This is a genomic window from Sulfitobacter noctilucae, assembly GCF_000622365.1.
Taxonomy (GTDB): Bacteria; Pseudomonadota; Alphaproteobacteria; order Rhodobacterales; family Rhodobacteraceae; genus Sulfitobacter; species Sulfitobacter noctilucae.
The window spans coordinates 102138-127938 of record NZ_JASC01000003.1 but is presented as its reverse complement, the minus strand read 5'-3'; the positions used below and the strand labels follow the sequence as shown (position 1 = coordinate 127938).

The 25801-nt window shown below is 60.0% G+C and carries 28 protein-coding genes; 12 read left to right on the top strand and 16 right to left on the bottom strand.

Annotated features, from left to right (window positions below):
* Positions 1-54 precede the first annotated feature (54 nt).
* The gene (locus Z945_RS0102985) at positions 55-690 is read right to left on the bottom strand and encodes a DUF998 domain-containing protein (protein WP_025050635.1); all 636 of its coding nucleotides are present in this window, start codon (positions 688-690) and stop codon (positions 55-57) included.
* Positions 691-1080: 390 nt separating this feature from the next.
* On the opposite strand from Z945_RS0102985, the gene greA reads away from it, so the two are divergent.
* Both greA and Z945_RS0102975 read left to right on the top strand, forming a co-directional pair.
* A complete protein-coding gene (gene greA / locus Z945_RS0102980; protein WP_025050634.1) occupies positions 1081-1551 on the top strand; it encodes a transcription elongation factor GreA in 471 nt (156 codons plus the stop codon).
* A 14-nt stretch (positions 1552-1565) separates the two neighbouring features.
* Positions 1566-2624: a hypothetical protein gene (locus Z945_RS0102975; RefSeq protein WP_025050633.1), complete on the top strand. Its 1059-nt coding sequence runs from the start codon at positions 1566-1568 to the stop codon at positions 2622-2624.
* On the opposite strand, the gene Z945_RS0102970 is transcribed toward Z945_RS0102975, so the two are convergent.
* From Z945_RS0102970 to Z945_RS0102955, 4 genes are read right to left on the bottom strand one after another with little or no spacing between them, the layout of a single operon-like run.
* Positions 2621-4681, bottom strand: coding sequence for a molybdenum cofactor synthesis domain-containing protein (locus Z945_RS0102970; RefSeq protein WP_025050632.1), 2061 nt, complete (start codon positions 4679-4681; stop codon positions 2621-2623). The genes Z945_RS0102975 and Z945_RS0102970 overlap by 4 nt on opposite strands.
* Positions 4678-5169 (bottom strand): molybdopterin-guanine dinucleotide biosynthesis protein B, encoded by a 492-nt coding sequence (gene mobB, locus Z945_RS0102965; RefSeq protein ID WP_025050631.1) that lies wholly within the window; start codon positions 5167-5169, stop codon positions 4678-4680. Before mobB ends, Z945_RS0102970 begins: the two co-directional genes overlap by 4 nt.
* Entirely contained in the window at positions 5166-5768 is a 603-nt protein-coding gene (gene mobA / locus Z945_RS0102960) for a molybdenum cofactor guanylyltransferase MobA (RefSeq protein WP_025050630.1), read from the bottom strand. The genes mobB and mobA overlap by 4 nt, the downstream gene beginning before the upstream one ends.
* Positions 5768-6649, bottom strand: a complete 882-nt coding sequence (locus Z945_RS0102955) for a formate dehydrogenase accessory sulfurtransferase FdhD (protein WP_025050629.1) — start codon at positions 6647-6649, stop codon at positions 5768-5770. The genes mobA and Z945_RS0102955 overlap by 1 nt, the downstream gene beginning before the upstream one ends.
* A 53-nt stretch (positions 6650-6702) precedes the next feature.
* Here Z945_RS0102955 and Z945_RS0102950 point away from each other — a divergent pair, with 53 nt between their 5' ends.
* The gene (locus Z945_RS0102950) at positions 6703-7422 is read left to right on the top strand and encodes an AzlC family ABC transporter permease (RefSeq protein ID WP_025050628.1); all 720 of its coding nucleotides are present in this window, start codon (positions 6703-6705) and stop codon (positions 7420-7422) included.
* Complete coding sequence (locus Z945_RS0102945; RefSeq protein WP_025050627.1) at positions 7419-7745, top strand: AzlD domain-containing protein; 327 nt, start codon at positions 7419-7421, stop codon at positions 7743-7745. The genes Z945_RS0102950 and Z945_RS0102945 overlap by 4 nt, the downstream gene beginning before the upstream one ends.
* On the opposite strand, the gene Z945_RS0102940 is transcribed toward Z945_RS0102945, so the two are convergent.
* The 5 genes from Z945_RS0102940 to Z945_RS0102920 form a co-directional block, all read right to left on the bottom strand.
* The gene (locus Z945_RS0102940; RefSeq protein ID WP_025050626.1) at positions 7734-8348 is read right to left on the bottom strand and encodes a hypothetical protein; all 615 of its coding nucleotides are present in this window, start codon (positions 8346-8348) and stop codon (positions 7734-7736) included. The genes Z945_RS0102945 and Z945_RS0102940 overlap by 12 nt on opposite strands.
* Before the next feature lie 3 nt (positions 8349-8351).
* Complete coding sequence (locus Z945_RS0102935) at positions 8352-8486, bottom strand: aa3-type cytochrome c oxidase subunit IV (protein WP_025050625.1); 135 nt, start codon at positions 8484-8486, stop codon at positions 8352-8354.
* Between the two features lie 89 nt (positions 8487-8575).
* Positions 8576-9049, bottom strand: coding sequence for a DUF6173 family protein (locus tag Z945_RS0102930; RefSeq protein WP_025050624.1), 474 nt, complete (start codon positions 9047-9049; stop codon positions 8576-8578).
* Between the two features lie 6 nt (positions 9050-9055).
* Positions 9056-10108 (bottom strand): MBL fold metallo-hydrolase, encoded by a 1053-nt coding sequence (locus Z945_RS0102925; RefSeq protein WP_025050623.1) that lies wholly within the window; start codon positions 10106-10108, stop codon positions 9056-9058.
* Positions 10108-11820 carry an acyl-CoA dehydrogenase gene (locus tag Z945_RS0102920; protein ID WP_025050622.1) on the bottom strand — a complete coding sequence of 571 codons (1713 nt, stop codon included), beginning with the start codon at positions 11818-11820 and terminating at the stop codon, positions 10108-10110. Before Z945_RS0102920 ends, Z945_RS0102925 begins: the two co-directional genes overlap by 1 nt.
* Before the next feature lie 134 nt (positions 11821-11954).
* On the opposite strand from Z945_RS0102920, the gene Z945_RS0102915 reads away from it, so the two are divergent.
* Positions 11955-12896 (top strand): L-threonylcarbamoyladenylate synthase, encoded by a 942-nt coding sequence (locus Z945_RS0102915; protein ID WP_025050621.1) that lies wholly within the window; start codon positions 11955-11957, stop codon positions 12894-12896.
* On the opposite strand, the gene Z945_RS0102910 is transcribed toward Z945_RS0102915, so the two are convergent.
* Positions 12893-13462 (bottom strand): YqgE/AlgH family protein, encoded by a 570-nt coding sequence (locus Z945_RS0102910; RefSeq protein ID WP_025050620.1) that lies wholly within the window; start codon positions 13460-13462, stop codon positions 12893-12895. The two genes, Z945_RS0102915 and Z945_RS0102910, sit on opposite strands and share 4 nt — an antisense overlap.
* A 156-nt stretch (positions 13463-13618) precedes the next feature.
* On the opposite strand from Z945_RS0102910, the gene Z945_RS0102905 reads away from it, so the two are divergent.
* Positions 13619-14425, top strand: coding sequence for a protein-disulfide reductase DsbD domain-containing protein (locus Z945_RS0102905; protein WP_241434456.1), 807 nt, complete (start codon positions 13619-13621; stop codon positions 14423-14425).
* Positions 14426-14438: 13 nt separating this feature from the next.
* Here the strand turns inward: Z945_RS0102905 and Z945_RS0102900 are convergent, their stop codons facing one another.
* The 5 genes from Z945_RS0102900 to Z945_RS0102880 all read right to left on the bottom strand — a co-directional run bounded on the left by Z945_RS0102900 (position 14439) and on the right by Z945_RS0102880 (position 21330).
* Positions 14439-17837: an efflux RND transporter permease subunit gene (locus Z945_RS0102900; RefSeq protein ID WP_025050618.1), complete on the bottom strand. Its 3399-nt coding sequence runs from the start codon at positions 17835-17837 to the stop codon at positions 14439-14441.
* Between the two features lie 3 nt (positions 17838-17840).
* The gene (locus Z945_RS0102895) at positions 17841-19298 is read right to left on the bottom strand and encodes an efflux RND transporter periplasmic adaptor subunit (protein ID WP_025050617.1); all 1458 of its coding nucleotides are present in this window, start codon (positions 19296-19298) and stop codon (positions 17841-17843) included.
* 115 nt (positions 19299-19413) lie between these two features.
* Positions 19414-19956, bottom strand: a complete 543-nt coding sequence (gene moaB / locus Z945_RS0102890) for a molybdenum cofactor biosynthesis protein B (RefSeq protein WP_025050616.1) — start codon at positions 19954-19956, stop codon at positions 19414-19416.
* Positions 19953-20567, bottom strand: a complete 615-nt coding sequence (locus Z945_RS0102885; protein ID WP_025050615.1) for a LysE family translocator — start codon at positions 20565-20567, stop codon at positions 19953-19955. Before Z945_RS0102885 ends, moaB begins: the two co-directional genes overlap by 4 nt.
* Complete coding sequence (locus Z945_RS0102880; RefSeq protein WP_025050614.1) at positions 20560-21330, bottom strand: uracil-DNA glycosylase; 771 nt, start codon at positions 21328-21330, stop codon at positions 20560-20562. The genes Z945_RS0102885 and Z945_RS0102880 overlap by 8 nt, the downstream gene beginning before the upstream one ends.
* A gap of 134 nt (positions 21331-21464) precedes the next feature.
* Between Z945_RS0102880 and Z945_RS0102875 the strand changes: the two genes are divergently transcribed.
* From Z945_RS0102875 to Z945_RS0102845, 6 genes are all read left to right on the top strand, one after another.
* A complete protein-coding gene (locus Z945_RS0102875; RefSeq protein WP_025050613.1) occupies positions 21465-22418 on the top strand; it encodes an aspartate carbamoyltransferase catalytic subunit in 954 nt (317 codons plus the stop codon).
* Position 22419: 1 nt separating this feature from the next.
* On the top strand, positions 22420-22953 hold the full coding sequence (locus Z945_RS0102870; protein WP_025050612.1) for a hypothetical protein: 534 nt from the start codon (positions 22420-22422) through the stop codon (positions 22951-22953).
* A gap of 178 nt (positions 22954-23131) precedes the next feature.
* Complete coding sequence (locus Z945_RS0102860) at positions 23132-23509, top strand: hypothetical protein (RefSeq protein ID WP_152541040.1); 378 nt, start codon at positions 23132-23134, stop codon at positions 23507-23509.
* Positions 23510-23581: 72 nt separating this feature from the next.
* Positions 23582-24862, top strand: a complete 1281-nt coding sequence (gene pyrC, locus Z945_RS0102855) for a dihydroorotase (RefSeq protein WP_025050610.1) — start codon at positions 23582-23584, stop codon at positions 24860-24862.
* Complete coding sequence (plsY, locus tag Z945_RS0102850; RefSeq protein WP_025050609.1) at positions 24862-25470, top strand: glycerol-3-phosphate 1-O-acyltransferase PlsY; 609 nt, start codon at positions 24862-24864, stop codon at positions 25468-25470. The genes pyrC and plsY overlap by 1 nt, the downstream gene beginning before the upstream one ends.
* Positions 25467-25739: a hypothetical protein gene (locus tag Z945_RS0102845; protein WP_241434455.1), complete on the top strand. Its 273-nt coding sequence runs from the start codon at positions 25467-25469 to the stop codon at positions 25737-25739. The genes plsY and Z945_RS0102845 overlap by 4 nt, the downstream gene beginning before the upstream one ends.
* Positions 25740-25801: the final 62 nt, after the last annotated feature.

Sequence of the window (25801 nt, the reverse complement as noted above, 5' to 3'; positions counted from 1 at the left end):
TTGCAGCTAAACCACGGCGGACCGCAATGCAATCGGGACGTGGGGTGATATTTGTCAAGCATCAGCACTGTTTTTACGCGCAAATTGCCGCAGGGCAAAGGCAAAGCCCAGCGCCCAAACGACCGTGATGACACCAAGCCCGCGTTCCCATGCACCATCAAAAGCAGTCGATAGCATAAAGAACACCGGCGCACCGATCGCCCAGAGAATAAGACAGACCCACGACAAAGGAACCATAAAGGGCGCTATCCTTGCGCCTTCAACCGCCATTAGCGCGAATGCTGCGGCGAAAAGGATACCCAAGGCGTAAACCACATAGATGTGTATCACGATCCCGTCGTTGTCACCGTCGCCATACTCGTTCCGCGCCCCGATGATCACAACGCAAAGCGCTAACAAGACCAGTGCAAAGGTCAGCAAGCTCCACCGCGCCGAACCATTATGCAGATGTGCACAAGCGAGTGCCAGTGCCGTAAGCGTCGCCGCGAATCCATAGAGGGATATGTCTTGGATGATCTCGTACCGTCCGGCGGCCAGATCGCTGACCGTATCCGCGACCCAGTCGTGATCGGGCACAACAATTGATCCGATGATGTTGCCACCAATCAAACCTATCGCGCCCAGAAAGATGATCCAGACAAGCGAATTCAGGAACCCCGGCGCGAGGTTTTGGTGGTCCGAGGACAGCATAAAATCTCCGATGTGTCTGATGCGAACCCAACGTCAGCTTTGCAGCAAAGGTTCCGTAGGAGACGCGCCTTACGGTCATTCCCCTTGGCGATAGTGCATCTATTTCGGCGGGGTCCTTGCCAATCTGGTGATGGAGGAACGGCAGCAATGAAAGTCATAAGAGGCGCTTAAATTCGCAACTTTCGTCGAACATAAAAATCTATATGGTGCCCCCCATCCCCCTGAACCTCATTTTGGCCTGTGAAAGACACCATACGGCCTGTCCTTGCCCAAGCCCCCGATGGCACTTGCAATTGCATGGCACTTTGGGTCAGGTAATCGTCAACCTGACTGTAATGGCCATGCGGCGTGAAAATGCGCGACGGCCCCCGATCACTTGGATAGACGGCGATGGAAAAGATACCGATGACACGGGCCGGACACTCGGCCCTGGAAACCGAGCTTAAGCAACTCAAAACAGTGGAACGCCCTGCAATCATCAAGGCGATCGCAGAAGCACGCGAGCACGGCGACCTGTCCGAGAACGCCGAATACCATTCCGCCAAGGAAAAGCAGTCCTTCATCGAAGGTCGCGTGAAAGAGTTGGAAGGTGCCATTTCACTGGCCGATGTGATCGACCCTGCCAAGCTGTCCGGGGCGATTAAATTCGGGGCCAAGGTGACGCTGGTCGATGAAGACACCGATGAAGAAAAAACCTATCAGATCGTGGGCGAATATGAGGCCAAGATCGAGGACGGTCTTCTGAACATCAAATCCCCCATAGCGCGGGCGTTGATCGGCAAGGAAGAAGGCGATTCTGTCGAAGTCCGCACACCCGGAGGTGTGAGATCCTATGAGGTTCTCAAAATCGTATATGCCTGACAAGGAATTGAGACGTGGTTGACCCATCGCAACCCGCACCGGAAGATCAACCCGCCTCGTCCACGGCGGGCCCTTCTGTCGCGCGCGCCACACCACTCGGCATCTATGACAATCAGCGCCCCGAAACCATCACCTCCATCGAAGTGGTGGCCTTGGTGCTTAGTGCCATTTGGCTCTTGGGGGCTGCGTTCTTTTTCCTGATCCTGCGCGAAGAAGGCACATCCGAGAACGGGTCGGACTCCCTGCGCTTTTTGATGACCATGTTGGCGATTTTCATGCCAGTCGCCATGATCTGGGTCGCTGCGACAGCTGCCAAAGCGAGCCGCGTAATGCGTGAAGAGAGCCAGCGGCTGCAATCCGCTATTGATGCGATCCGGCAGGCGTACCTGAGCCAGCAACAGGGCAATCACCTGCGCTCGGAACCCTCCGTCTCGCGCAAGCTCGACGAGATCGCCGCCGCCGCTCGCAAAACCGAAACCGCGCTCGCAACCTTCCAGTCGCGCCGCGACGAGCCAGCGCGCGCGAAGCCGGCCCCGACGCAAAGCCTTACAGACGATCAACCCGCGCTGGAATTGGGCACACAAGCCATCGACATGGCCCCGATCCTGTCGAATGACGATTTCATCCGTGCCCTGAACTTCCCAGAAACCGCCGATGACACAGAGGGTTTCACTGCCCTGCGTCGAGCGCTCAAGGACCGGCTGACCTCGCAACTGGTACAGGCCGCACAGGATATCCTGACGCTGATGAGCCAAGACGGCATCTATATGGACGACCTGCGCCCCGACCGCGCCCGCCCCGAGATTTGGCGCCACTTCGCACAGGGCGCTCGGGGGCGCGCAATTGCGCCCTTGGGCGGCATCCGCGACCGATCATCGTTGGCGCTGACAAACGCCCGTATGAAGCAAGACCCAATTTTCCGCGACGCCGCACATCATTTCCTGCGCCGGTTTGACAAGACCTTTGCGGAATTTGAACAGAACGCATCAGACAGCGAGATTTCAGCAATGGCGGACACAAGGACCGCCCGCGCTTTCATGCTACTTGGCCGCTGCGCTGGTACCTTCGACTAAAGTCCGAAGCTCGCGTAAGGAATGAACCGGACCGGATCGCCGGGTGCAACCTGCATGGCCGGTTCGGGCAATTCGACCAGCCCTTCGGCCCAGGATAGCCCGCTGATCCTGCCCGACCCTTCAGAGCCGAACACTTCTGCCGCGCCGTCTTTCATCCTTGCGCGCAGATATTCGCGCCGCCCGGCCTTCTTGGACTTGGTGAATGCCGCTGGTACATTGAACGCTTGCGGCGCGCGCCAGTGCCCTCCCGCCAGCACCTCAAGCGCCGGTCGCGCAAAGATCAAAGCGCATACGAGCGCGGCAACAGGGTTACCCGGCAGCCCGAAGACCGGCTTTCCCTGCCACATCCCAAGCGCCAAAGGCCGCCCCGGTTTGACCGCAATCCGCCATAAGTCCATTGCTCCTGCCTCTTGCAGCAAGGCCGAGACGTGATCTTCATCCCCCGCCGATGCGCCGCCACTGGTCAGGATGACATCGGCTTGTGGCACAGCCTGATCCAATACATCGCGCAGCGCGGACCGGTCATCTTGGACACGGCCCAGATCGACAGGGGCATGACCGAACTGGGCAATCAACGATAACAGCATCGGGCGGTTGGCATCGTAAATCTGACCATCTTTGGCAGGCGTCCCCGGATCAACAAGCTCATCCCCTGTTGACAGCACACCAACCCGCAGATGCTTGCGCACACTAATATGGTCATTCCCCGTGGCCGCACCGAGGGCGAGATCCGCCGGTGTCAGCCTTCGCCCCGCATGCAACAAGACCTCCCCCGCATCGACATCCTCACCAGCCTTGCGCGTGTTGGCCCCCTGCTTGATCGGGCCCGTAAATAGCAAACGATCAGCGTCGACCTTCACATCTTCTTGCAAGATGACGGTGTCCACTCCCTCGGGCAGAGCAGCCCCCGTCAGGACGCGGATGGCATGGTCCGACGGCACCACGACAGGCGCATCCCCGGCTGCAGCACGGCCTTTGACCAGTGGGAGATCATGCGCACCCGCGCCCCGCCCACCGGCAAAGCCGTAGCCATCCACTGCCGTATTGGGCAGCGGCGGATTGGCGCGCTGCGCCTCCACGTCTTCGGCCAGAAGACGGCCAGCAGCCTGACCAAGCGGCAAAGTCTCTACCCCGCAAACCGGCGCCAGACGACCCTGCAAAAGCGCCAATGCTTCATCTACCGGGGTCCAATGCACACCGGGCGGCAGGGCGAAACAATCGTTCTGCAAGACGGGTGCTTTCAGTTCTGCCTCATAGCCCAAGCCGAAAATCCAGCCTTCTTCCGGGGCGTCCACCGTGAGCATTTCAGCCAGCCGGTCCTCAGGAAGAGCTGCAATTTGTCGCGCAACTTCCTGCACCTGCCAGGCGTCCTTGATTTGATCGTCCGGTGCCGGCCCCACCGTCAGTGATGGCCATATTTCCACCAGCGCGATGTCTTTGTCCAAAGCCATGAATGGCCAAACCGCCGCGTCATATTTGCGCCGAAGCCGGGCTAAAATCGGCAAACCTGTAAAGACCTGCCCCCCAACGGCACCCGCGCCCCCCATCTGCCAACAGGTAAACGCGCCTTTGGTACGCTGCTCACTTTGTCGTTTGTCTGGGAAAGGGTTGCTATATTCGTCCTTGCGCCGCGCCAGCCCGTTTATATCGCGCTGCAAACCATTGAACCAAAAGGGGCCTTTGCCTCCTCCCAGCGCCAGATTGACCTGTCCAGCCAAATCAAACCGGTTGTTGTGTTTGGGCGTGTCTTCCACCCGCGCTTCAAACCAGTCCCAAACAGTCAGCGGGTCCGCTGATCCGGTCAGCGCAGCGGCAAATCCTTTGGGATATCCAAAAGGAAAATCGAAACCCGCCAGCACCCGCCGTCCCGCCGCGCGTTCCTGGTCAAAAAGCGCGGTCAGCCATTCCTCTGCCATCAATCGATTGCGCAGATACACCGGTGCCTCCGCGGCGCCGTTGCGGTTTACTGCGGCCCAGATCGCATCTTTCCGCGGACGCGGACCGGTATCATTGCCGCTTGACCAATCAACCATAACGATGGTGTCAAAGCCCCTCACAGCCCGACCTCGGATAGAATGAAACCAGCCACTTGTTCTGTGTTGTTCAAATCCAAGACCGGACGGTCCAAATCAAGCGGCACATCACTGGCCACCGCCCGCACCGATGGATCATCCGGGGCCAGCAGCGGATTGCCGGTCACCGCACGATGCGCTTCGATCTTGGGATGCGCATCGCGTTTATAACCTTCAATCAGCACCAGATCGACGGGAGATAACCTTTGCAACAGATCAGCAAGCGCTGGCTCTTCCTCGTCCCGCAGTTCGTGCATCAGGGCAAAGCGGGTTTTGGAAGCCAGCAGAACCTCGGTCGCACCGGCAGTACGGTGGCGAAAGCTGTCTTTGCCGGGCTGATCCACATCAAAGGTGTGATGCGCATGTTTGATCGTCGACACGGTGATGCCACGACCGGTGATCTCTGTCACCAAACGCTCCATCAAGCCTGTTTTCCCGGCATTCTTCCAGCCTACGACACCGTAAATCTTCATAACATCCCCTCGGCTTGCGCCAGATCATCTGGGGTGTTCACATTGAAAAACGCTGCTTCTTGCGGAAACAAGGCTTCGCGCCCGCCGTGCTGTTGCGTCCACATCACCACCTTGCGCAAACCGTGCTGCAATGCTTCGCGCAGATCATCACGCAGTGCCACCGGCCACAGTCCGAATGTCGGGTGCCGCGCTGTGCCACTCACCGTGTCTGGTGTGGCGGCAAGGACCAGCGGGTGCGTCATGACTTCGCCTGCAAGCAGCAGTTGCGGCACCAGATCGCAAGGGAAAAACGGGGTGTCCGCCGCCGCAGTGACAATACTCTCGGCCCCTTGAGACGCGGCCCAATCAAGCCCCGCCAATACCCCTGCCAACGGTCCGGCAAACCCCTCAATCGAATCTGGCAGCACGGGCAGACCAAAATCTTCGAACCGTGCCGCATCGCCATTGGCGTTCAGGGCCAGCCCGGCCACCTGCGGTTCAAGCCGGTCAATCACGCGGTGCAGCAGGGTTTCGCCGCCAAGCTGCAACAGCCCCTTGTCGCCGCCGCCCATGCGCGTGGCCTGCCCTCCGGCCAGAATGACGCCTAAAGGCTGCTGCATCAGACCGCCCCCTTGCGCCCGGCGCGACGTGGTTCATCCGCGACCTGTGTGGGATCGGCATCGCGGACCAACCGTTGCTCACCGCTCAAACAGACAAAGCGTTTGCCCTTCATTCGCCCGATCAGCGTCAGACCCACTTGCTGGGCTATTTCGACGCCCCATGCCGTGAACCCCGAGCGTGACGCCAACACGGGGATGCCCATCATTGCCGTTTTGATCACCATCTCAGAGGTCAGTCGGCCCGTGGTATAGAGAATTTTATCATCAGCCGAGACACCCTCGGAAAGCAGCCAGCCCGCGATTTTATCAACTGCATTGTGGCGTCCTACGTCCTCCATATAGACCAGAGCACGGTCGCCTTGGCACAGAATGGTCCCATGAATGGCCCCTGCTTCTAGATAGAGAGAGGGCGTGCGGTTGATCCGCGCGGACAGCGCATAAAGCCAAGAACTGTGCACCGGCGTATTCGGGAGGGTCAGCCCTTCCAACCCCTCCATCATATCGCCAAAGACCGTCCCGACCGCACAGCCGGAGGTCCGCGTCTTGCGCTTCATCTTGTCTTCATAGTCGGTGGCGCGGGCAGTGCGCACCACAACTGTCTTAAGCTCTTCATCGTAGTCCACGCCTGTTACATCATCATCCGCGCGCAACATCCCCTGATTGCGCAGAAAGCCAAGCGCCAGATAGGCCGGATAGTCCCCAATGGTCATTGCGGTGACAATTTCCTGACTGTTGAGGAAGATGGTCAGCGGCCGTTCTTCGACCACGCGCAGTTGCGTTTCATTGCCATTCTCGTCCTGCCCGCTTACCGCCCGGGTCAACCGGGGCGCCTGCGGGTCGGGTGCAATGAGAAAATCGCTCACATCGGGATCTTGTGCCAATTGTAACCCCCTTGGCTAGCCGCTACGACATGGGAGCAATCTAGGGTTTTCATATGCGCACCACCACAGCAAAATCAGCCTATGTCAGGGGCGTAATCGACGGCTCACCATTCATTCTGGTGATCATCCCCTTCGCCACGCTCTTTGGCTTGCTGGCTGTCGAAGCGGGGTTGTCCGTGTTCGAGACCCTGGCCTTTTCCATCGTCGTCATCGCAGGGGCCGCGCAATTCACCGCCCTTCAACTGATGCAGGAAAACGCGCCGACCATTGTTGTGCTGGCCTCTGCGCTGGCGGTGAACCTGCGCATGGCGATGTATTCGGCATCGCTGACCCCTTACATCGGCGCGGCCCCTATCTGGCAGCGGGCGTTGGCCGCATATCTCACGGTTGACCAATCCTATATCGTAGGCATTGCCAAATTCGAGAAAGAGCCGCAAATGACAGTGCCAGAGCGGGTTGGCTATTTCTTGGGCGCGGTCACACCTGTGGTGCCACTTTGGTATATATTCACAGGCGTCGGTGCGCTGCTGGGGGCGCAGGTACCAGACAGCTGGGCGCTGGATTTTGCCATTCCGATCACATTTCTGGCGATGATTGCACCGATGTTCCGAACCCTGCCCCATGTAGTCGCGGCTTTTGTCGCGGTTGTGGTCAGCCTGTTGTGCGCAAGCGTGCCCTATTCACTGGGTATCATCATCGCGGGGCTGGCGGGAATGATCGCCGGAGCGCGTTTGGAAAAGCGCTTGGAAACCAAAGGACAAACAGCACCATGATCGACAAGACAACACTTTGGATCGTGATCATCGGGCTGGGCTTGGGCAGCTTTATGCTCCGCTTTGTCTTTACCGGCATGGTCGGAGAACGCGCCATGCCGCCCTGGCTGTTGCGACATCTGCGCTATACGGCGGTGGCTGTGTTGCCGGCCTTGATCGCACCTCAGGTGCTCTGGCCAAGCGCCACGGGTGGTGAACCTGACCCCGCCCGCCTTGCCGCTGCTGCGGTCGCGCTGGCAGTAGGGCTCATCACCAAGAACGTGCTCGGCGCAATGATCTCGGGCGGGCTGACCCTGTACGCGATGCTGTATTTACTGGGCTAGCTGTGACGCGCGCAACGCGTCGATCACCTGACCACTGTCGTTCTCATAAAGCCGAGTGGTGGTGACATTGGGCAGGGTTTCGATCTGTTCCATCAGACGCACGGGGAAAAACGTGCTGTCGATGCTTTGGAAGCCATCAATTTGCCGCAGGATCCTGCCGATCGAGCTGGCGCAGAATCCGCCTGGAACAGACCCGTTCGCAAGCGCCAGTTGCAGGGCCTGTTCGGCCTGTGCTCCGGTGACCGGGATCTTCTGTTCGACCACATGAAACGCGGCGCGCGCATGGGCTGACTTATAGGCCTGCACCCAGCCGGGCGTCATACCGAAAAGCACGTCCCCCCGCTCGGCAAGGCGATCATCGCGGAACGAGCCTGCCGGATCAAAGATGACCTGCTGCGAGCCATTGATCAAAAGGGACGTATGCCCGCCATCGCCGGTGCGGTTGTTCACCATTGTAAAGATGGTCAATGATGGGGGTGCTGCACTGCGGAAAGCCGCCGCAGCGACCTCTTGTGGCGGGCTGTCGGGATTATTATCCGCCCCGCATGCCCCCAACAGAAGCAACGCCGCCAGTCCGGCGGCGATCCCTTTTGCAATGGACATGGATTAGCGGATGAACAACGCCATCAGAACCAGCAAGGCCACGATGACAATGGTGGTTTTGGTAACGAATGACATGAAGTCATCAAACGTCTTTTCCTGCACTTTGGTGTCCATGCTGCCATGTTCGTGATCGGCCATAGTCTTGTCCCTTACGCTATCGAATTTCGTGCTGAGTACCCTACTTTGTGGCCCCTGTCACGCTGTCAAAACGTCCCATTTTCATGGAATCAGGTTGTTGGCTTGGACGCGTCTTCCAGATCCTGAACCAGTCGAAAACCGATCCGGTTCGGGGCCTTCCCCTCAACCGCTTTGGGAAGTGCACGTAACAACACATTCAGCTGGCTGACATGCTGCACAAGCTGGGTACGTCCGCCCGCAGGATCACTACCATAAAAAGTTACGATGTCGGGGTCGAAATATCCCATGCCCTCGATCCGCAGCACACCTGCATTGCCTCCGGTAAAACCCATTGCAACTTCGTGTTCGTTATCAAGCTGTTCCTCGAAGTTCTTGAGGTAGAGCACCGTACGCTCGTAAGCCCATTGCGCCGGGCTTTTCTGGCTCACCGGCTTGTCTTTAACACTCTTCGGCATCTGGTCGGTGCTGGCACACCGCTGGTCCGGGTCGGTATGGGTTTCATACAAACGCGGCAATGCATCGGCCTCTGCCGCTTCGGCCGCTGTCTTGATCTGATCATCCATGCCGCATCATCCCTTGCGCTGATAGACCCATGCACCATCTGCGTCCCGCAGGCTGCGGGTGGCAAGGCCTGTCTGGTGAAGGTGGCTTAGATGCGCCACCGATTCAACCAGCGCCAACCCATATTCCGGCTCACCGATCTTGCGCTTGAACAGCGTGCCGAAACATTCGGATGCCGCTTTCGGCTCGGCGATCGAGTCGAGCAACCGGCGCAATGCGCTGTGGTGATTCTCGATCAACTGCTCCATGCGTTTGGGCAACCCGGTAAAGGGCAGTTTGTGCCCACCCAGCACAAGATGATCTGCACGCGCCAGGGGCGCAAGCCGTTCGCAGGCTTCCAACCACTCCCCGATCGGGTCAGCCATAGGCTCGGTTGAATAGACGCCCACATTAGGACTGATCGAGGACAGAATTTGATCTCCGGCGATCACAAGGTTGTCGTCCTGGCTCCAGAACGTTGCGTGTTCGGGGGCGTGGCCATTGCCCATATGCACGTCAAATGTACGCCCGCCGATACGAATGGTGTCATCTTGTTTGATCCGGGTGAAACCCAACGGCAGAGGAGCCACAATATCGGAAAAGTTGAAAGGCCGGTCCGTGGCGCGTTTATCAAGCATTTCCCGAGCCATGCCGGACAACCGGTAGAAATCGAGCGTTTCGACAGGGGCGACTGTCTGTTCATCCAGGGTCAGCATCCGTGCCGTCAGCCATGCGGTGCGGGTGGTCACCAGTTCGGCCCCGTGTTCGGTCTGAAACCAGCCTGCCAGCCCGATATGATCGGGATGGTGGTGGGTGACCACAACCCGGCCCACAGGCTTGCCGCCCAAGGGGCCGGCCATCGCTTGCGCCCAAATCCCTTTGGACGTCTTCGACGCAAAGCCGGTGTCGATCACCGTCCAGTGGTCGCCCTCGTCAAAGGCATAGATATTGACGTGATCGAGCTTCATTGGCAGCGGCATCCGCAGCCAGAGCACACCGGGAGCGACTTCGATGGCTTCGGTTCCATGCGCAGGCGGAGTATCCCAGGGATAGCGCAGACCGGCGGGGGCAATATCAGGCATCAGGCGGACAATGCCTCTGGTGTGATGGCATATAGAGTCTCATCACCGGTTTGAGCTTGTACCAACATGCCTTCATGTTCAGGCAGCAGCCAGTGGATATAGAACCGCGCGAGATGGGCCCGCGGCCCATCGGGGTCAGCCATCGCCGCCTTGAGATGCAATTGACCGCCCAGCACGCGGGCAAAGCCCATCAGGTAGGGCACCGCGCCAGCAAAACGGTCGTTCATATCGCTTTGCGCCACCAGCCATTCGGTCGCCTCGCGCATGCTCTCGATAGATTGCCAGACCGCCTCCGACATGCGGGGAAAACGCGCGCGGGCGGCCTCGACTTCCTCTTCCATTTCGTCAAATAGGGCCATCGCCGCCTCACCCCCGTCCATCATTTTACGGGCTACAAGGTCCATCGCCTGAATGCCGTTGGTGCCTTCGTAGATCGAGGTCACGCGCACATCACGCAAGAATTGCGCGGCACCGGTTTCTTCGACAAAGCCCATGCCGCCATGCACCTGCACGCCCATATCGGCCATTTTGATACCGACATCCGTGCCAAAGGCCTTGGCAATGGGGGTCAGCAGCGCGGCACGGGCCGACCACGCCGCATCCTTTTCGGCGTTTGCGCGGTCGATGGCATAGGCACAATTGATCGCAATGGCCCGCGCCGCAAAGATTTCAGCTTTCATCGTCGACAGCATCCGGCGCACATCCGCATGGCCGATGATGCTGCCAGACGGTTCATTCGGAGTACGCCCCTGCTTGCGGTCCAGCGCATAGCTGAGCGCGTGCTGGAACGCCGCCTCGGCCACGCCGATGCCTTGCGTCCCGACGCCCAGCCGCGCGTTATTCATCATCGAGAACATCGCAGCCATGCCGCCCTGCTCCGGCCCGACCAGCCATCCGGTTGCATCGTCATATTGCATCACGGCGGTGGGGGATCCGTGTAGACCCAGCTTATGCTCGAGGCTGACGGTGCTCACACCGTTGCGGGGGCCAACCGTACCATCCTCGTTGGGAATGAACTTGGGCACCAGAAACAGGCTGATGCCCTTCGTGCCTTCGGGCGCGCCGGGTATCCGCGCCAGCACCAGATGGCAGATATTCTCGGCCACATCATGATCGCCCCAGGTGATATAGATCTTTTGCCCCGTCACAGCATAGGTGCCATCCCCATTGTCCACGGCCTTGGACTTCAACGCGCCCACATCCGACCCCGCCTGCGGTTCTGTCAGGTTCATCGTGCCGGTCCATTCGCCAGACGTCAGCTTTGGCAGATACATCGCCTTCAGCGCGTCCGAAGCGTGATGCTCCAGCGCCTCGATCTGGCCTTGGGTCAGCATCGGGGCCAGTTGCAGCGACAGGCAGGCACCGCTCATCATCTCGTTAACCGCACTGGTCAGGATCATCGGCAGCCCCATGCCGCCATATTCGGGATCTGCCGACATTCCGATCCAACCGCCATCTGCAATCGCTCTGAACCCTTCGTTAAACCCGGGCGACGTCCGAACCACGCCGTTTTCCAGCCGCGCGGGATGCAGATCACCGGGGCGTTGCAGCGGGGCCAATACCTCGTCACACATCTTGCCCGCTTCTGACAGGATCGCGGCAGTTACGTCTTCCGTCGCTTCTGAGAAAAGCTCGGTCTGGCGCAGCGCATCGGCGTCCAGCAGATGATCAATCAAGAAGCGGTAGTCATTTACGGCAGCCCGGTAGGTCATATATTGTCTCCTCCAAAGGGCGGTCGCGGCTGGCACGCCGGACGCAGCCCTGTTAATGGCTCGTCATTCAAACCATAAGGGGCAAGCCCCTTCAAGCAATCCAAACGCCGCGTCACGGGGCCCAAGTCGACCATATGACAATCCAGACCGAAACACTGCTTCCCGATGCCACAGGCATTGTCCGCGCTGCTGACCTGCTGCGCGAGGGTGCGCTGGTGTCGTTCCCCACAGAGACTGTTTACGGGCTTGGTGCAGACGCGCGCAACGGAGAGGCCGTTGCACGGGTTTACGAGGCAAAAGGCAGGCCAAGTTTCAATCCGCTGATTGTGCATGTGGCAAGGGTTTCGCAAGCGCAGGACTTTGTGCTTTGGTCGGATACGGCGCAGGCATTGGCCGATGCCTTTTGGCCCGGCCCTTTGACAATGGTCCTGCCGCTTGCAACAAATCATGGGCTGTCCTCGCTCGTGACCGCTGGACTGGACAGCGTAGCCCTGCGCGTGCCTGCCGACCCCACGGCGCAAGCCTTGTTACAAGCCTTCGGCGGGCCAATCGCGGCCCCGTCCGCAAATCCTTCAGGCCGGATCAGCCCGACAACAGCACAGCATGTGATCAGCGGCCTGTCGGGACGTATCTCCGCCGTGGTAGACGGCGGCGCCTGTGCGGTCGGGATGGAAAGCACCATCATCGGTCTTACAGAAGGCCCTACCCTCTTTCGGGCCGGCGGATTGGCCCATGAAGCGATCGAGCAGATTTTGGGCCGGACTTTAGCCTCTTCTGCGGATAGCGACGCGATCACAGCGCCCGGTCAGATGACATCGCACTATGCGCCTGCTGCTACCGTACGCCTGAACGCCTTGGAGGCTCAACCTGGCGAACTCATGTTGGGGTTCGGTGATGTCAATGGTGCCTTAAACCTCTCACCTACGGGTGATCTGGTTGAGGCGGCTGCCAACCTGTTCGATCACCTCCACCAACTCGATGCGCGGGCGCTCCCGATTGCTGTTGCTCCGATCCCAATGCAAGGACTTGGCCGCGCGATCAATGATCGGCTGGCACGAGCTGCCGCCCCGCGCTAGGCCCGCCCCGCATCCGCAGACAGCAAAAGAGGGTCCACCCCGAGTGACTGCAGCGCGCCGGACCATTTCTCTGTATCCGGTAAATCGAACACCAGTTCCGGCGTGGCATCCGCCGTCAGCCAGCCGTTCTGCGCCAATTCACCCTCCAACTGCTCTACCCCCCAGCCGGAATAGCCCATGGCAAGGATGGCTTTCTTTGGTCCGTTGCCCTGCGCGATGTCCTCCAGAATATCCAGCGTCGCCGTCAGCGCGAAACCGCCCCTGACCCCGAGGGTATTCAGCGCCGAAAGATAGTCATCCGAATGCAGCACAAAGCCGCGCCCGGTTTCGACCGGACCGCCCAGATGCACCGCCATTGCAGGGGTCGACGGACCAACATCGGATGAAAGCTGATCCATCACGTCTTTGAACCGCATCCCGTCGGCAGGTCTATTTATCACCAACCCCATCGCGCCCTCTTTGGTATGGGACGTCATGAAGATGACCGTATGCGCAAAGCGCGGATCCCCCATGCCCGGCATCGCGATCAGTAATTTACCAGTCAGATCAAGTGCGGGTGAGGTCATAGAAAGACAGTCTCCGGGTTAGATGTGACCTAAAGGATGCATGGGCAACGCAGGACTGACAAGGGCGCGTCGAAGGGAAATCGCCTTTGCGACGAAACATCGTTAAAGCATTCGTGACTTGGCACCGGTCTCGCTTTGACGCATCAAAGCGCGATGATGAAAATGCTCGCCACTGCCCTCACCCTCGCTTGTGCAAGCGCTTTGCCGCTTCAAGCCAGCGACACATTTACTGTGCCGATCACAGGCCAGATCCTTGAAGGTTGGCAACAACCTGACGGCACGCGGGTTGCCGCGATCAAGCTGACGCTGGCACCGGGGTGGAAAACCTATTGGCGTGCACCCGGTGATGCTGGTATCCCGCCGTCATTCGACTGGTCCGGCTCTGACAACCTGCGTGCTGTGGGTATCACCTGGCCCCGGCCCGAGGTCTTTGCCACCGCCGGCATGCGCACGATTGGCTATTCCGATCAGGTCGTGCTTCCACTCGCACTTGCGCCCCACACAGCGGGCGCACCGATGACCCTTGCACTTGATCTTGAACTGGGTGTTTGCAGTGACATCTGCGTGCCGCATCAGATGCAGCTGAACCTTGAGTTGCGCAGCACAAATGGCAAACCGACCGCCGCTATCGCCGGTGCGCTTGCCTCCCGACCGCTGAGCGCGAAGGAGGCCGGTGTACGTGGTGCGACCTGCAGTCTGCGCCCGACTGAAGCAGGCTTCGAGATTACGGCGCGGTTGGATATGTCCTCTGCTGGGCGCGGCGAAGTCGTGATCATTGAGCCCGGCCAATCGGGCATGTGGATGAGCGAAACAGATGTGACCCGCAACGGCAACAGTCTGATCGCCGTCGGGGAAATGATCCCCGGCGCAGGTACGACGATGGCGCTTGACCGTTCGGCGATCCGATTCACAGTACTTGGGTCAAAACATGCAGTCGATATCAAGGGCTGCACAGCAGGCTGAAGCTACGCGGTTCTCAGGCGGCCCGTTTCCGGCGCGCCGCAAAGGTGATGCCCGCGACCCCGTAGCCCAGAAAAGCCACCACAGCCGCACCCAGAACAAAGAGCAAGAGTCCGGCGACGACTGGTGACATGGTGCCAAACATCGGGAAGGTCTGCGCTGCCCAAGGATGTAATGTTCCGAACCAAGCGGCCCAGCCCAGCGTCAGTGCGCCCCATCCCAACAACACCGCCCATAGCGCCAGTAACCCTATCCGCATCGAGCGCACAGGCGCGCGCAACCCCCGGCGCATCGCCCCGATCTGGCGCGCCACATCATGCTGCGCCGCGATCAATGCGGGCACTACGAGCAGGACCAACAGCATGCCAAAGCCCAGTCCGTAAACGAGCGTGATCACGGTAGGCTTCAGAAACTGTGCTTGCTGGCTTTGTTCATAAAGCAGCGGTGCCATACCTAATACGGTGGTCAGCGTGGTCAGAAGTACGGGCCGCAAACGGTCCGCTGCCCCGTCAATGATTGACGGCACAAGGCCCCGGGTTTCGGCATATTCGTCAATGGTTCGGACAAGCACGATAGAATCGTTGATGATGATCCCGGTCATGCCCAGCAGACCCACCACTGTAAACATGCTCAGCGGTACATCCCATAGATGATGGCCATAGATTGTCCCGACCAATCCGAAGGGAATGATTGCCATGACGACCGTGGGCCGTGACCAACTGCCAAATATCCACGCCAGTACCAGATAGATGCCCGTCAGACACAGGATCAGACCCGTCAGCGCATCGCTGAGGAATTCATCCTCCTGTTCGCTCAGGCCTGCGATGCGAAACTCAACCTGCCGCTCGGAAGCGATGCGCGGCAGTATATCGCCTTCCAGCGCTTCCCCGATCGCGGTGGCGCGGGCGGGATCATCCTCTGATATGTCGCCCGTGACCGAGATCAGCCGGATGCCATTCTCGCGCCGGACCGTCGAAAAACCGGTGCGCCGCTCGACACTGACGATATCGGCCAGCGGCACATATTGCCCCTCAGGCGTGCGCATCTGCGTGCGGTCCAGGAAGTCTGCCGTCAACTCGCCCTCGGGCAGTTCAACGCGTATCGTGGCAGAACGCGGCCCGTCGGGATAGGTCGCCGCCTCGATCCCGCCCAAGCGGTGCCGCAGGGTCGTGCCCAGCGCGTCGATGGTAAAGCCAAGCGCCTGCCCTTGAGGGGTCAGATCAAGGATCAACTCTTCCTTGTCATAGGCCAAATTGTCCTGCACAGCGCTGACTTCGGGGAATTGGCGCAACGCATCTTGTAGGTCTTCTGACGCGGCCTTGAGCGTATCTGTATCCGCACCGTAAAACTGCACGTCTAACGCATCACCGCCGGGGCCAGAGCGCCAGCCGCGAAAGCTGACAGTTTCGGCCATCGGGTGATTGACCACACGATCCTGCAACTCGCCCACAAAGGCAAAGCTGGAATAGGGGCGCAGATCAGCGTCAATGAGCTCGATCGAAATGCCGCCCAGTAGATCGGCGTCTTTGGCATCCGCCCCGGCCAGACCATAGCCGGTGTTGCCGCCGATCTGCGCGATCACATAATCCAGCGGATTGGCACCATAGCGCTCGGCGTATTCAGCACCAAGCTCTTCGGTCGCCCGCTGCATTTCGCGCATCATCTCAAGCGTGTCTTCGCGGGTCGCTCCTTCGGTCATCATGAAGTTGCCGGTGACTGATCCCCGCTCCGGCGCATTGAAAAAGCGCCACTGCACATCGCCCGAGATAAACAGGGCAACCTGTGAGGCCAGCACCGCAAGCACGCCAGCCAGCACCACATACCGCGCCCGGATCACCCCGGCCATCAAGGGCCGAAACAGGGTCTCGCGCATCCAGACAAAGCCACTGTTCACCACACGGCTGGGCAGATCGTACCAATGGTCCTTGTTTGCCGAAGCAATTGCATGGGCCATGTGATTGGGCAGGATCAGGAAACACTCCACCAGCGAGGCGGTCAGCACCGCAATCACGGTAAAAGGAATGTCGCGGATCAGATCACCAAAGCGCCCGCCCACGACGACCAGCCCGAAAAAGGCAATCACCGTGGTCAGCGTCGCCGCAAAGACCGGCATCGCCATACGCGCCGCTGCATTTTCGGCGGCTTCCATCGGACTTTCGCCATATTGCCGGTACCTGTGATCTGCGTGTTCGCCCACCACAATGGCATCGTCGACCACGATCCCCAGCGTTATGATCAGACCGAACAGTGAGATCATATTCAGCGTGATCCCGCCCAAATACATTAGGGCAATCGCGGCCCCCATCGCGACGGGAATACCTGCAGCAACCCAGAATGCCGTGCGGGCATTGAGAAACAAGAACAACAGCCCAACAACAAGGGCGAGCCCCATCAATCCATTGTCGATCAGAAGGTTCAAACGCCCGGTGATCGCCTCTGATCGGGTACGGATCAGTTCAAGCGTAACCGACGCGGGCAAGCTGGCTTGCAACTGAGCCGCGACCTCTTCGACCGATTCCTGAATGCCGATGGCATCACCCTTGTCAGAACGGTCCACGCGCACCGACATTGCGGGGTTCGGCCCGACAAAGAACTTCTGATTGCGGTCCACCCCTTCGGAGCGGACAATCGCCACATCGCCTACTGTCAGTTTGGACCCATCAGGGTTCGAGCGCAGCACAATGCCTGATATTTCCTGCGCGCTTCGTTTGGCGGTGCCTGTGCGTACACGGGCATTCGCGCCCGTCACATCGCCTGCCGGGTCTGCATCGACTTCGGCCGCAATCGCAGCGGCGATCTGGCCCATCGTTACATCATAGGCGATCAGTTTCGACGACGGCACCTCGACCAAGGTCTGTGGCGCGGCGACCCCTTGTATCGTGGTACGCGTCACTCCGGCGGCAAAAAGCCGGGTTACAAATTCATCAGCGAAACGGCCCAATTGCTCGGGTGCGACAGGGCCGGTGATCACCACATCCGTTACCCTGTCGCGCCAGGCACCGCGCCGCACAGTCGGTTCTTCGGCCTCTTCCGGTAGGGTGGTGATGGCATCCACGGCAGTCTGCACATCCGCTGCGGCGCGGGACATGTCCCAGTCCGGTTCGAAGTCCAGACTGACCGTAGCACGGCCTTCGCGTGATGTACTGTTAGAGCCCTCAACCCCCTCAAGCGCCAGAAGCGCGGGTTCCAGCACTTGTACAATGGCAGTGTCTACATCATCAGCGCCAGCGCCGTCCCAGATGGTCGTGACGGTCACGTTATCAACGATCACGTCGGGAAAAAACTGCGCACGCATGTTGGGCGTCGCCACGATGCCGGAAACCAGCAGCAGGACCAGTAATAGATTGGCCGCTGTGCGGTGCCGGACAAAATAGGACAGGATACCCCCTGCCGCCTTGGGCATCGCACGTGCCATCCCTTAGCCCCCCATCCGGCTTTCGATCCGCGCAACCATGTTGGCGGGGACCCGCGGCTCTGCCAAACGCGCCAGTACGCGGGCTTTCGCTTCGTCGGGCATGCGGTTGTTGCCTTCGACAAAGGCCACAAGGCGGGCACGCCGCTCTTCTGTAAGTTCCAGCATCTCAGGCTCGGTGGGGGCGGTGTCCGCGGCGTCGCGTTGGATAGGTTTCACCGAAATGCCCGCGCCTAACAGCGGCGAACGCGCCTCGACCACCTGCCGACCGAGTATCGGGCCACGCACCAGGACTTCATCACCGATCCGCCGCAGTACCGACACGGCGACTGCTTCCAGTCGGTTCTCGTTATCTAACACCAGAACCTCGCCGCTCGCATCAACTGCCGAAGCCATCAGGCGCACGACATTGTCCAACGCAGGTTCCTGCACCTGCCCGGTCACAAAATCGCCAGGCTTGAAGCCTACTGCATCGCTAAGGGCTGCAAAGATCAGACGCCCTGACGCACCTTCGCCCGCCGCTGCGCTGGCACGGCTGATACGGCCCTTGGCCTCCAGATCGACACCGGCCACATCAAGCGTCGCGCTTACATCAGCGCGGATCAACGCGCCCGTGTCATCCAGCAGCCGCGCATATTGCGCGGTGGACAGGCGAAACGATACTTCAAGATCCTGAGGATCAATCAACTCAGCCAAACGCTCGTTGGCTGAAACCAGCCGCCCTTCGACCACATCTGTCGCTGACAAAGTACCGTCAAACGGCGCAGTCAGGGTTGTATCTTTCAAGCGCCGTTCCGCCTCTGCCAGTGCAATGCGGGCACGCGCCAGAAGGGTTTCGGTTTGGTCCAACCGCGCCTCCGCCTGCGCCACGGCCTGCCTGCGCGAGACAACCGCCTGCCGCGCGGCAGAAGCCGCAAGTTCGGCGGTTTCGGTCAAAGCAGCCGTGCCCACGCCGCGATCTGCTAAACCCCGCTGCCGCTCGAACGCGCGTTCACGCAAAACCGCCTGGTCTTGCGTGGCGTCCAACTCAGCTTGTGCCAGCGTCAGCGACCGCGCTGCATCGCGCCCTTCGGCCAGGGCATCAGCCACATCGCTTTGCGCACGGTCGACCGCTGATTGCGCATCTGCGGGATCAAGGCGAACCAGCACCTGCCCCTTGCGCACCTTGCCACCATCCTCGAACCCCTCGGCCAGTTCGACGACGCGACCTCCGTCAGCGGCCCTCAGTTCCAGTAACCGCCGACTTTGCACTTCGCCAAAGCTTTCGAGGACCGGCACCACTGTCTCTGCCTGCGCCGTAACAACGTTGACTGTGAATACCCGCTCGCGTGCGGGCGGTGCCTTGGGTTCTTCGGCCATGCGTTCCTGCACCGCGCCGCTGATCAAACTCACGGAGAACACCAGCAGTCCCAGCGTTGCCGCCGCAAGGAAAAGGCCAATCATGCTTTGCCGCAAGAACCGCATTTCTATCCGTCCCAAGACTTTGTCACACAAGTATTTAATCGGTTGGCATTAAATACCAAGCGACAACTGTTATACGCAGGCGCGGCAAATTTCCGTCGCACAAAATCGCGAGGCTCTATTTTCGACGGTGATGTTCGTCCAGCCGTGGCAGGATTTCCACAAAATTGCAGGGCTTATGGCGGTAATCCAGTTGTTTCAGCAGGATTTCGTCCCAGGCATCCTTGCACGCGCCGGGCGATCCGGGCAGCGCAAAGAGGTAGGTTCCGTTGCACACCCCGCCCGTGGCGCGGCTTTGTACCGCAGAGGTGCCAATCTTTCGCATCGACACGATGGTGAACACTGTACCGAAGGCGTCGATCTCTTTTTCATAAACATCGCGGTGTGCCTCGACCGTGACATCGCGGCCCGTTAACCCCGTGCCGCCAGCGCTGATCACCACATCAATGGCATCATCCGCACACCACAGGCGCAGTTGGTCGGCGATCTGGTCGCGCTCGTCGGGCAGGATATGCCGCTCTGCCAATTCGTGCCCCGCCTCTGCGATACGCTGGACCAGCACTTCGCCCGAGCGGTCCTGCGATAGATCGCGGGTATCAGACACGGTCAGCACGGCAATGCGGACGGGAATAAATTCGGCGGTCTCGTCAATACGGCTCATGCGCGTTCCAATACTGCAAGTCGGGCGGCAAGTGTTACGAAAATTCCAGCGGATACCCAAGAGAAGGCAGCGGCAAAGCGACCCGGCGTCTGGCCGATCCGCGCGGCGAAAGCTCCGACGATAGCATTGATCACGAAACCACCCAAGGCCAGCACCGCCCCGAACAATAAAAATTGCCCTACCACGCTGCCTGCTTCCGGCACGACAAACTGCGGGATAAAGGCAAGCACGAAAAAGATAATTTTGGGGTTGGTGAGGTTAACCATCAAACCGGTTCCAAAGGCCCGCCAAACAGACAGCCCCGGCCCCGATGCGCGCGCTTGGCCGGTATTGCGTAAGGCCTGCACCGCGAGCCAAAGCAGATAGGCCACACCGAGCCAGCGGATCACATCAAAGGTCCAGGGGTGCGCCGCGATCACCGCGCCAAGGCCCAACCCCGCAAGCGTCACATGCACAAATGCGCCCGCAGAGATACCCGCACTGGCCATAACGGCGGCCTTGGGACCAGAGCGCAGCCCCTGCCCCAGACAGAACATCATATCGGCCCCCGGCGTCAGGTTCATGATCAGCGCGGCGGGCACAAAGGCCGCAAGGGTGAGCGGATCAACCATCCCTGAGCCGCGCCTTGAGGCTCAGCAGATCGGCCCAAGCCTCGCGTTTGAATTCGGGCGAGCGCAGCAGATATGCAGGGTGGAACATCGGCAGCGCAGGCAGTCCTGCGGCTTGCGTCCACTCCCCGCGAAGGCGGGTGATGCCTTTCTTGCCCAAAAGTGCTTGACAGGACCAATTGCCCACGATCACCAGCACCTGCGGGGCAGCAAGCTCGATATGACGCATGAGGAATGGCTTCATCATGGCGATTTCATCGGGCTTGGGATCGCGGTTCTGTGGCGGGCGCCACGGCAGGACATTGGTAATATAGACCGGCGCTTTCGCGTCGGTGCGACCCATGTCGATGGCACCCAGCATCCGGTCGAGCAACTGGCCCGCGCGGCCTACAAATGGACGACCCTCGCGGTCTTCATCGCGTCCCGGTGCTTCGCCCACCAGCATCACCTTGGCCCCCGGCACACCGTCAGAAAACACCAGATTGCGCGCGCCTTTTTTCAGGGCGCAATGGTCAAAGGCAGCCAGAGCATCGCGCAAATCGGCCAAAGATTGCGCGGCTGCCGCCATGCTTTCGGCCACCGCTACTGGATCGGCGGCGGCGGTTCGCACCATAGGGCTTGTGGGCGCTTGAGGAGCAGCAGGCTTTGGTACAGCGGCGGGCACTTCGTAGCGGTTCACCGGCGCATCGCAGATCGCCTCGGTCGCACCAAGTTCGATCTGCCAGTCCAGCAAAGCGCGGTCGTGTTGAAAGCTGCTTGATTCCATGCACCCAGCTTATCGCGAGAACGGAGCAACCTAAATGACAAAGACAAGGCCCGCCGATTGCAAGCGCATGCCTTGCCGCCGGGACGCCGCGCCCTCTATAAGACAGGCAACAGCAGCCAGAGGTCAGCGCGCATATGTCCTATCCCCACCGTCATCTGCTTGGCATCGAACATCTGTCACAGACCGACATCATCACCATCCTCGATCTGGCCGACAGCTATGCCGAGTTGAATCGACAACCTGCCAAACACAGCGACGCGCTGGCCGGGCTCACGCAGATCAACATGTTCTTTGAAAACTCCACCCGCACGCAAGCCAGTTTCGAGATCGCGGGCAAACGCCTTGGCGCGGACGTGATGAACATGGCGATGCAGGCGTCGTCCATCAAAAAGGGCGAAACGCTGATTGACACCGCCATGACGCTGAATGCGATGCACCCCGATTTGCTGGTGGTGCGCCACCCGCAGTCAGGCGCGGTGGATTTGCTGGCGCAAAAGGTGAACTGCGCCGTGCTGAACGCAGGCGACGGGCGGCACGAACATCCAACACAGGCGCTGCTGGATGCGCTGACAATCCGGCGGGCCAAGGGGCGTCTGCACCGGCTGTCCATCGCCATTTGCGGCGATATTGCGCACAGTCGCGTCGCCCGCTCCAACATCATGCTGCTGGGCAAGATGGAGAACCGCATCCGCCTGATCGGCCCGCCCACGCTGATGCCCTCGGGAATCGCGGACTTCGGTGTCGAAGTCTTTGACGATATGGCCGAAGGGCTGCGCGATGTGGATGTGGTGATGATGCTGCGCCTCCAGAAGGAACGTATGGACGGCGGGTTCATCCCCTCCGAGCGGGAATATTATCACCGCTACGGGTTGGACGCCGAAAAGCTCGCCCACGCCAAACCCGACGCCATTGTGATGCACCCCGGCCCGATGAACCGCGGCGTCGAGATTGACGGCACGCTGGCCGACGACATCAACCGCAGCGTTATTCAGGATCAGGTCGAAATGGGTGTGGCCGTTCGAATGGCTGCGATGGACTTGCTGGCGGCAAACCTGCGCAGCAACCGACCCGCATTGGAGGAAGTCTGACATGGCAGCCATTCCCGTAAAATCAGGCGAACTGGGCACCACCCGTGTCTTTTCGCTGTCGATGCCAGCTTCGGAAGCACGCAAGCTGAGCAAGGACCCGGATGCGCAGATGGCGTTGCTGGGCGCCAAAGGGTTGAACCCCGCTGGCATCGAAGTCTTTGCCGTAAGCGACTTGGGCGATTTGGGGTTGGCCGGATACCTGCGTGAAGGCACCGACGCACCCGATGCGGACCTGCAGCGCGACAGTAGCAGACTTGCTGCTTTGGATGGCTGGGTCATGCTGGTCCATTCGCTGTCCTTCGGCGGCAATGCTACGACCCTGACACCTGCGGCCCCTCTCACGCTGATCGGAACTTACGCCCAGGAAGCAGACGATACGCCCCCTATCGCGCTGGAAGCAGACGCCGCGCAACCCTATACAGGGAAGGCAAGAGTGATGCCCGCCAAAACGTCCGACCGAAGCCGGGGCGGATCGCTGATCGTAGGGGCGCTGATCCTGCTGGTGCTGCTCGTTCTGTGGTGGGCGCTGGCCTAATCGCTTCTGAAACCAAAGGAACCCTGATGCAAGAACCCAAGCCTGATCCCAAAATGTCCGGTCGGATCGCCATGATCGCTCTGCTGGTTGCCTTTGGCATTGCTGGAATGATGTATTGGATCGCCTAGCCCCTGATGGTCTCAGCTGGGTTCCCTCGCGGCAAAGGTTCTTGCGCCGCGTGATGCTCAATGCAGGCCTGACCTTTGCCGCCCTGCTCGCGGTCGCTTTGGCGTTTTCGATCTGGTTCGATTTGCCCCGTAGTTGGGGAATCCTGGTCGCACTGGTGCTGACCGCTGGTTTTTTTCTGGAAGACGTGACGCGCTGGCGGCAGATGCGGACCGATATGTGGCAGGTCGCCCAAGGCTATCTGATCCATGATAGCATCGACGGGCGTGCGCAGATCTCTTTGTCCGAGGTGGCTGATGTGCGTCTGCACTTTGGCAGCCATGTGATCATCAAACTACAGTCAGGTCAGCGCATGGTGATGCGCGATCTCGCCTATCCGGCAGAGGCTGCTGCCCAAATTGACGCGGCCCGGATGCCTGACCCTCATTAGCACGAAACCCTCTTGGTTTGCTGCGCCATTTAAGGCAAGACAGCGCGAACCGATATAACCCGAAGGCATGCCATGACGTTGCATTTCATCAATGCCAAGTTGATCGACCCCGAAGCAGGCAATGTATTTGACGGGGCGCTCAGCGTTCAGGACGGCCGGATCACGGATGTTTCGCAGGGTCTGGAAGTTCTGCCCGATAACGCCGAAATCATCGACTGTCAGGGAAAATACCTCGCACCGGGTATCGTTGATCTGGGCGTGAAGGTTTGCGAACCGGGGGAGCGGCACAAGGAAAGCTACCGCAGTGCCGGCATGGCGGCGGCGGCTGGCGGAATCACCACAATGATCACGCGGCCCGATACAGATCCCCCCATCGACAGCCCCGAAGTGCTCGAATTTGTGACCCGCCGCGCCAATGAGGCCGCTCCGGTCAATGTCATCCCGATGGCCGCCCTGACCAAGGGGCGCGCGGGCCATGAGATGACCGAAATCGGTTTCCTGATGGATGCAGGGGCCGCGGCCTTTACCGATTGCGATCATGTTATCAGCAATACCAAGGTCTTCGCCCGTGCCCTGACCTATGCCCGAAGTCTGGGTGCACTGGTCATCGCGCACCCGCAGGAACCGACGCTGAGCAAGGGGGCCGCGGCGACGTCTGGCAAGTTCGCCTCGCTGCGCGGGTTGCCTGCCGTGTCGCCCATGGCCGAGCGTATGGGCCTCGACCGTGATATCGCGCTGATCGAGATGACCGGTGCCAAGTACCACGCCGACCAGATCACCACCGCCCGCGCCCTTCCTGCGCTGGCGCGCGCCAAAGCCAACGGGCTGGATATCACCGCTGGTGTTGGCATCCATCACCTTACGTTGAACGCACTGGACGTGGCGGACTACCGCACGTTCTTCAAGCTCAAGCCCCCCCTGCGTGACGAGGAAGACCGCCTTGCAGTGGCCGAAGCCGTCGCCAGCGGCCTGATCGACATCATCTGTTCGATGCACACACCGCAAGACGAGGAATCCAAACGCCTGCCCTTCGAGGAAGCGGCATCCGGAGCCGTGGGGCTTGAAACTCTGCTGCCTGCCGCCCTACGTCTGGTCCATGCCGACCTGATGGATCTCGCCACACTCTGGCGTGCGCTTTCGTTCAATCCTGCCCGCCGTCTGGGCCTGCCCGGCGGGCGGCTCAGCGCAGGGGCCCCGGCTGATCTGGTGCTTTTCGATGCCAATGCGCCCTTTGTCATGGACCGTGCAACACTCCGCTCAAAATCGCGCAACACCCCTTTTGACGGGACACGCATGCAGGGTAAGGTGCTGTCAACCTACGTCGCAGGGCGTTCTGTATTTGAGGTCGAGTGATGCCACCGATTGAATCTTCTCTGACCGTTCTGATCCTTTGGGCGGTCTTGGGCTACCTTGCCGGCTCGATCCCCTTTGGCATGATTTTGACCCGCTTCATGGGGCTGGGCAACCTGCGCGAAATCGGGTCTGGCAACATAGGGGCCACCAATGTGCTGCGCACCGGAAGCAAAGCCGCTGCCGCACTGACGCTTGTACTGGATGGCGCGAAGGGGGCGGTGATCGTGCTGCTGGCCCGCGCAATGGCGGGCGAAGACGCGGCGCAACTGGCCGCACTGACCGCTATGCTGGGCCATTGCTTTCCGATCTGGCTCAAGTTCAATGGCGGCAAAGGTGTCGCCACTTTCCTCGGCATCATGCTGGCCTTGGCCTGGCCTGTTGGCATCGGATGCTGCCTGTGCTGGCTGGTTGCAGTGGCCGTGACACGCGTGTCCTCCATGGGTGCGCTTGCGGCGGCCTCGCTGTCTACGATCCTGATGGTCCTGACCGGCTATGGCTATATGCTGATCCTTGGCATCGCCCTGACTGTACTGCTCTATGTCCGGCACCGCGCAAACATCGAACGCATCAAGGCAGGCATCGAGCCGAAGATCGGCCAAAAGGGGTGACACCCCCCGCAGATGTGGTGGCCCGTCTGGCGTCATGGCGCGAAGGGTCAACAATCGGCACGGCATCCGGCAAACGCTACATCGCAACGAAAAGCCTGTTCAGCGCGGGTCGGGCGACAAAACTGGTCGCGGAAGAACTGGGCGGCAGTGATTATATCAGCCTGAACCTGTACGAGCTGTCGAAAGGCGCGCAGCTGTACCCCTGCGAAATGCCCAGCGCAAAGGTGGTTGCTTTCGTCCGCGCATTTGTACCCCAAAAGTCTGCGTGACTCGGTTCAGAGAATTGCCGAGCGCAATCAGAACGGGAGTGACTGAAAAAACCACACGTCTG

What these genes read in the sequence shown, in the direction of transcription:
- Z945_RS0102985 (WP_025050635.1), bottom strand. Translation starts at nt 690, where the DNA reads ATGCTGTCCTCGGACCACCAAAACCTCGCGCCGGGGTTCCTGAATTCG.
- greA (WP_025050634.1), top strand. Translation starts at nt 1,081, where the DNA reads ATGGAAAAGATACCGATGACACGGGCCGGACACTCGGCCCTGGAAACC.
- mobB (WP_025050631.1), bottom strand. Translation starts at nt 5,169, where the DNA reads ATGAAGATTTACGGTGTCGTAGGCTGGAAGAATGCCGGGAAAACAGGC.
- mobA (WP_025050630.1), bottom strand. Translation starts at nt 5,768, where the DNA reads ATGCAGCAGCCTTTAGGCGTCATTCTGGCCGGAGGGCAGGCCACGCGC.
- Z945_RS0102950 (WP_025050628.1), top strand. Translation starts at nt 6,703, where the DNA reads ATGCGCACCACCACAGCAAAATCAGCCTATGTCAGGGGCGTAATCGAC.
- Z945_RS0102945 (WP_025050627.1), top strand. Translation starts at nt 7,419, where the DNA reads ATGATCGACAAGACAACACTTTGGATCGTGATCATCGGGCTGGGCTTG.
- Z945_RS0102940 (WP_025050626.1), bottom strand. Translation starts at nt 8,348, where the DNA reads ATGTCCATTGCAAAAGGGATCGCCGCCGGACTGGCGGCGTTGCTTCTG.
- Z945_RS0102935 (WP_025050625.1), bottom strand. Translation starts at nt 8,486, where the DNA reads ATGGCCGATCACGAACATGGCAGCATGGACACCAAAGTGCAGGAAAAG.
- Z945_RS0102930 (WP_025050624.1), bottom strand. Translation starts at nt 9,049, where the DNA reads ATGGATGATCAGATCAAGACAGCGGCCGAAGCGGCAGAGGCCGATGCA.
- Z945_RS0102925 (WP_025050623.1), bottom strand. Translation starts at nt 10,108, where the DNA reads ATGCCTGATATTGCCCCCGCCGGTCTGCGCTATCCCTGGGATACTCCG.
- Z945_RS0102920 (WP_025050622.1), bottom strand. Translation starts at nt 11,820, where the DNA reads ATGACCTACCGGGCTGCCGTAAATGACTACCGCTTCTTGATTGATCAT.
- Z945_RS0102915 (WP_025050621.1), top strand. Translation starts at nt 11,955, where the DNA reads ATGACAATCCAGACCGAAACACTGCTTCCCGATGCCACAGGCATTGTC.
- Z945_RS0102910 (WP_025050620.1), bottom strand. Translation starts at nt 13,462, where the DNA reads ATGACCTCACCCGCACTTGATCTGACTGGTAAATTACTGATCGCGATG.
- Z945_RS0102905 (WP_241434456.1), top strand. Translation starts at nt 13,619, where the DNA reads ATGAAAATGCTCGCCACTGCCCTCACCCTCGCTTGTGCAAGCGCTTTG.
- Z945_RS0102900 (WP_025050618.1), bottom strand. Translation starts at nt 17,837, where the DNA reads ATGGCACGTGCGATGCCCAAGGCGGCAGGGGGTATCCTGTCCTATTTT.
- Z945_RS0102895 (WP_025050617.1), bottom strand. Translation starts at nt 19,298, where the DNA reads ATGCGGTTCTTGCGGCAAAGCATGATTGGCCTTTTCCTTGCGGCGGCA.
- moaB (WP_025050616.1), bottom strand. Translation starts at nt 19,956, where the DNA reads ATGAGCCGTATTGACGAGACCGCCGAATTTATTCCCGTCCGCATTGCC.
- Z945_RS0102885 (WP_025050615.1), bottom strand. Translation starts at nt 20,567, where the DNA reads ATGGTTGATCCGCTCACCCTTGCGGCCTTTGTGCCCGCCGCGCTGATC.
- Z945_RS0102880 (WP_025050614.1), bottom strand. Translation starts at nt 21,330, where the DNA reads ATGGAATCAAGCAGCTTTCAACACGACCGCGCTTTGCTGGACTGGCAG.
- Z945_RS0102875 (WP_025050613.1), top strand. Translation starts at nt 21,465, where the DNA reads ATGTCCTATCCCCACCGTCATCTGCTTGGCATCGAACATCTGTCACAG.
- Z945_RS0102870 (WP_025050612.1), top strand. Translation starts at nt 22,420, where the DNA reads ATGGCAGCCATTCCCGTAAAATCAGGCGAACTGGGCACCACCCGTGTC.
- pyrC (WP_025050610.1), top strand. Translation starts at nt 23,582, where the DNA reads ATGACGTTGCATTTCATCAATGCCAAGTTGATCGACCCCGAAGCAGGC.
- plsY (WP_025050609.1), top strand. Translation starts at nt 24,862, where the DNA reads ATGCCACCGATTGAATCTTCTCTGACCGTTCTGATCCTTTGGGCGGTC.